Source organism: Microcoleus sp. K5-D4, from assembly GCF_036704575.1.
Taxonomy (GTDB): domain Bacteria; phylum Cyanobacteriota; class Cyanobacteriia; order Cyanobacteriales; family Microcoleaceae; genus Microcoleus.
On record NZ_JAUBSD010000165.1, the window covers coordinates 1 to 5,174 of the forward strand.

At 43.4% G+C, this 5,174-nt stretch carries 5 protein-coding genes; all 5 read left to right on the forward strand.

Going from position 1 to position 5,174, the window contains the following annotated elements; translation table 11 throughout:
• Window positions 1-445: 445 nt before the first annotated feature.
• Window positions 446-1,489 carry a hypothetical protein gene (locus QUA77_RS28545; RefSeq protein ID WP_333453971.1) on the forward strand — a complete coding sequence of 348 codons (1,044 nt, stop codon included), beginning with the start codon at window positions 446-448 and terminating at the stop codon, window positions 1,487-1,489.
• Window positions 1,490-1,764: 275 nt separating this feature from the next.
• Window positions 1,765-2,538: an ABC transporter permease gene (locus tag QUA77_RS28550; RefSeq protein WP_333453973.1), complete on the forward strand. Its 774-nt coding sequence runs from the start codon at window positions 1,765-1,767 to the stop codon at window positions 2,536-2,538.
• A 117-nt stretch (window positions 2,539-2,655) separates the two neighbouring features.
• Window positions 2,656-3,555 carry an ABC transporter ATP-binding protein gene (locus tag QUA77_RS28555; RefSeq protein ID WP_333453975.1) on the forward strand — a complete coding sequence of 300 codons (900 nt, stop codon included), beginning with the start codon at window positions 2,656-2,658 and terminating at the stop codon, window positions 3,553-3,555.
• A gap of 284 nt (window positions 3,556-3,839) precedes the next feature.
• Window positions 3,840-4,106, forward strand: coding sequence for a sulfotransferase (locus tag QUA77_RS28560; protein WP_333453977.1), 267 nt, complete (start codon window positions 3,840-3,842; stop codon window positions 4,104-4,106).
• 299 nt (window positions 4,107-4,405) lie between these two features.
• Window positions 4,406-5,174 (forward strand): DUF4347 domain-containing protein (locus QUA77_RS28565; RefSeq protein WP_333453979.1); only part of this gene is annotated, 769 nt, incomplete at its 3' end.

Genomic DNA, 5,174 nt, shown 5'->3' on the forward strand with positions numbered 1-5,174 from the left:
TCCTCAATCACAGACCTGAATCCTTACATATTGATGTCAGGTGCGATCGGCATATTTTGTAGCAGAGTAGCCAAATAAAAGTTAAGCTAAGAACTTGTAGACGCTATCGGCCAAGCACTCTTTCAAAACTGGACAACCAGGTAGAAGCAGTGAGAAATAGCCAGCTTTAATCCGTAACAGGATTAGCGATCGGCACAGGTTAAAATTATTACCAGGCGGGTTCTCGCCAGCTCCAAGTTCTCACGCTAAACCATTCAACAGGCATATTTTTGTTAAGCCAGTGTGGTTTGGAAATTATCGGCTGATAACATTAGCCAGACCAAATTAACCCGATTATTCGGAGGCTCTTCATGAGCAAAATATTTGTTTTAATAAATTGGAACAAAATTGCTCTAGACCCGATCCTCTGCGAGGGCTTCGCTAACGCACTTGAGGAGGACATCTAGTGTCAAACTTAGTTCAACGCTTAGAAATAACCGCTCATCCGCAACTAGAAAAATCCCTCGGCTATCGAGGAGATAGTCGCTGGGTAGCTTGGCGCTGGGAACCCGACATCGACCAACTTATATCCAGCGACGGCAAAACAGTCGGCACGGGCAATAATATGGCTTGGCTGGTGTTTTTGCAGCACGATTTAGTCGATCCTGCGGTACAAGAGTACAATCTCGGCGAGGGCGATCGCTACTGGCTGCTTTTAGACACCGAAACTAGAAATCTCTACGTCGGCGAAGGGAAAACTGTTCAAAGTCTGCTCGAACAGCCGGAAAGTTTAGGTTTATTAGCCTGTCTCGATGGCGGGAATGCCGATCGACAAACTGGTGAAACTTGGCAGCAAACCCTATCTCAACTAACAACCAAACCAGTTGTTCGCCACCTCACAAATGCCCTTCCTTTCGGTATCGCGGCTGCTTTGATAGGTGCTTTAGGCATCGGAACCGGATTGTGGGTAGTGCCGGCCGTGCAGCAGAAAATCGCCGAAAAAGCTGCTTTTATTTCCCCAATTAGTTCTGGCGCCAACTGCGGGCTTGGCGGTTCCGACGATTTTTCAGGTTATATCGGTTCCTCAAGCGGAAACAAAGAACTTCATTTAATAGGCGTTTACGAAGCTAACGCGGATCACAAGAACCGAAATTTATCAAAAAGTGCGATCGAAGTCAAAGTAGAACGCCGAAACAAGCCAATAATTCTCGCCCTTTCAGCCTACGAACCGGTGCAATGGAACATTACCGCAGAACCGGGAGCCGTTATCGAAAAAATCATTCTTAACGGATACCACAACCAAACTGTTTCAGGAGTTTCGGGAATTCCAATTGAAGAACACAGCTACGAAGAAACCGGAGACAATCTCGGCGACTTTATCTACAAGTGGGGTGCTACCCCTGACAGTTTCAATACTTCTTCCCTCGTGACTAAATTGGAACAGAGAAGCCGCACCAGTTTAACTTCTTTTCAAGGATGCTACAGAGGTAAGAACTTTAGTATTAATTGAGAGCAACGACAGAGGGCGACAAGTTAGACAATTTTCGATATTCGATATTCGATTTTCGATTAAAAAATTGGGAATGACTGATTCGATATGGGTTTAGAAGTTGTTACTGTTCCGTTCTGTTTTTTTAACTGGTGTTAAAACCTATCCCCCCTAAAATCACAAAACCCGCGTCTGCGGGTTTTTTATTGAGAGTTCAACTTATTGGCATCTCTATGGTATGATATCCGGTGGCGCGATCGCCAATTCCCAATTCTAACAATACTAATATATTTCCTATGAAATACTGGTACGAAACGCTCGCAGTAGCACAGCGGATTTTAATTGAATTGGGGAGGCGGCGACGCAGCTTAGTCTTGTGGAGTATTTTTCCAGTTTCTATCTTGCTAATTAATGGTTTAATTTTAAAAGAACGCGCTAATCTCACCACAGCAAAAGCCTTTGAAGTTGCTGCACCTGCCAGCTTAGTAGGAGCGGCTTTATTTTTTAGCTGTCTCGGTGGTAGCGTAGCAACAGTAGTAGCAGAGCGAGAACAGCATACCCTCAAACGCTTGTTTATTTCCCCGCTTAGCGGCACTTCCTACTTTTTAGGAATTTTCTTGGCTCACAGTTGCATCGGCATCGGTCAGGTAATTTTAGTATACACGATCGCCTCTTGTTTAGGAGCACAATTTCAAGGCTCTATCCTGTTAGGATGTGCGATTATTCTGCTCAGTATTGTATCTTATGTAGGTGTAGGCTTTATTCTTGGCACCCAGTTTGCGAGGCGCACTGAAGATGTCAACTCCCTAGTAGCAGCTTTCGGCGTTCCTTTGTTGATTTTAGGAGGCGCATTCTTACCTACTTCGCTATTTCCCAAAAGTTTGCTGGAACTCGCCCAGTACAATCCAATTTATCACATGAACGAAGCGTTGATGGGCGTGTGGGCTGACGGCAAAGATTTGGCTGATATTGCCGAACACTTTTGGTATTTATTCATATTTTCTATTGCCATGATTGCAGGTGGATGGCTTTCTTACCGCAGGATGCTGAGAGTAGAAAGAAGACTTTAAAACTATCTCATTATGTCGTAATTATTCATCTCTATCTTCTGGATACTCTGCGCTCTCTGCGGTTTAATCGTTCAGAAACAACCCTAAATATATAAGATAATACGGAGAATTAAAGCAGTGCTGCAAATAGAAAAGCTAAATAAGTCCTATGGCGAGCGTTCAGTGCTTAAAGATTTAACACTGCACATTCAAGCTGGAGAAATTTACGGTTTGCTGGGGCCAAACGGGGCGGGCAAAACTACAACTATCAATATTTTATGTAATTTGCTAAATGCCGACAGCGGCCAAGTTTCTATTAATGGCGAACCTGTTTCTGACTCTACAAAATTGTTAATAGGGGTAGCGCCTCAAGAAAATTTGCTTTACAAAAGCCTTAGCTGCGAAGAAAACCTCCATTTTTTTGCTCAAATTTACGGCTTAGAGCGCAAGCAGCGCCGCTATCAAGTAAGACACTGTTTGAAAGCAGTAAATTTGACAGATAGAGCTACAAGCCCCGTGGAAACTTTGAGCGGAGGAATGCAGCGCCGTTTGAATATTGCCGTAGCATTGGTGCACCAACCTAAATTAGTAATTTTAGATGAACCGACAACGGGTTTAGATATTGAGGCTCGCTATGAAATTTGGGAGTTAATTCAGCGATTGCAATCGGAAGGAATTACAATTTTGCTGACAACTCACTTGTTGGATGAAGCTGAGCGTCTTTGTCAGAAAATCGGGATTCTGAAAAATGGCAGTATTGTGGCTGAGGGCAGTTTAGAGGAGTTGCAAAAACTAATTCCGGCTCAAGAAATTATCGTGGTAAAAACCGACGAAGAAGCTGAAGTCATCGCCCGTGCTAAACAATACAGTTTCATTCCCCGCCGCTACGGTAGCGATTTAGCTTTTTGGCTGCCGGAACGTTTAGAATTAAAAGAAATTATTTTGCTGTTCGATGGAATTTCTATTGATTCAATCGCTCGATATCCGGTGCGATTAGAACATATTTATGTTGAGGTAACTAAACAAAATGTATCCTAATCTGCGTCCCTCTGCGTATATCCCCCACCATCTGCGGTCAAAGTTCCAAAGTAATTCTGTAATCATGGCAAATATCTGACTTTTCCGACTTATAAAGGCAGAGTCCGGAAGCAATTATAGAGATAGAAAAAGTCAACCCACGATGTCTAGATTGTAAAGATATCGTAAACCTGGATATTGTGTTGCGAACTGTTAAATAAAAAATCTGCTATAAAAGATATGTCTTTAGTATGATACATTTAAGTTGTATTTAAGTTCTAAACACCCATTCCCACGCTAGGCAAGTGAAAGCCCACTTCATATCAGGACTACCCCGATCGGGCTCTACTTTACTGGCAGCATTACTCCGACAAAATCCTCGCTTTCACGCCGCCATGACCTCCCCCGTTGGGGGTTTAGTGGAGCGAATGTGGTCAGCCATGACCGAAGATAATGAGTTTTCCGTGTTCATTTCCTCTGAACAAAAACTGGCACTGATTATGAGCATCTTTTCAGCTTATTACCACCGGCAAGCTGAAAAAGAAGTGATCTTGGACACCCATCCCCTGTGATGCAGCAAATTGCCATTAATTCTGGAACTATTTCCGGAAGGCAAAGTTATCTGCTGTGTCAGAAACATTGCTGGGATTATGGACAGCATTGAGCTACTGATGCGGCGCAACGCCTTTGATGTTTCGAGGTTATTTAATAATCCAGCGCAACAAGCTAAAAATTTTACCGACCGATTGATTGGAGTAGTAAAACTAATAAATTCTTCAGTCCTCATAACGAGAACTTAAGCTTCGACGCGGGGGTTGCAACAAGAGCCAGATTTACGTGTAAACGATATATATAAAGGACTTCAGCAGTTATGAACGTACCAACCGCCAACAAGCAAATTATTTTCGTTGACTCTTCTGTACAAGATTATCAAAGCCTGATTCAAAACGCCGATGCTGCTCAAATTTTCATTTTAAATGACAATTTAAGCGGGATAGACCAAATTACAAACGCCTTAGCAGCTCAAAAAGATATTGAAGCCGTACACATCCTTTCACACGGCAGCCCAGGTAGTTTAAAACTTGGCGCAGACACGCTCAATGACAAAGAGATAAAAACTTTCAGCACTCAGATAAAACAGTGGGGAAATGCCTTAACAGAAAATGGCGAAATCCACCTCTACGGCTGCGATGTAGCAGCAGGAGAAACAGGAATCAAATTTGTTAAAGAACTGAGCGAATTAACTTTAGCTGATGTAGCAGCATCAAATAATACTACAGGCAATGCAGAATTAGGAGGCGACTGGAACTTAGAAGTAGAAACAGGCACGATAGAAACATCAATACCGTTTAATTCTGAAAGTCTCAAAACTTACAATTACATCCTACCAGCCGTTGCTAACCCAGATAACAAAGCCGTTACAGTTAACTCGGCCGCTACCAGTATCGATGTGCTTGCCAACGATACTGGCAGCAGTCGGGTCTCAGTGCAAAGCATCACCACTGCGCCTACTAACGGCACTGCCACCATCAACGATTGGATTTATGCAGGCGGTCAGTTCACCACAGTCAACGGTACAGCTCGCAACAGAATCGCCAGAATGAACGCCGACGGCAGCCTGGATACTGCTTTCAACCCCA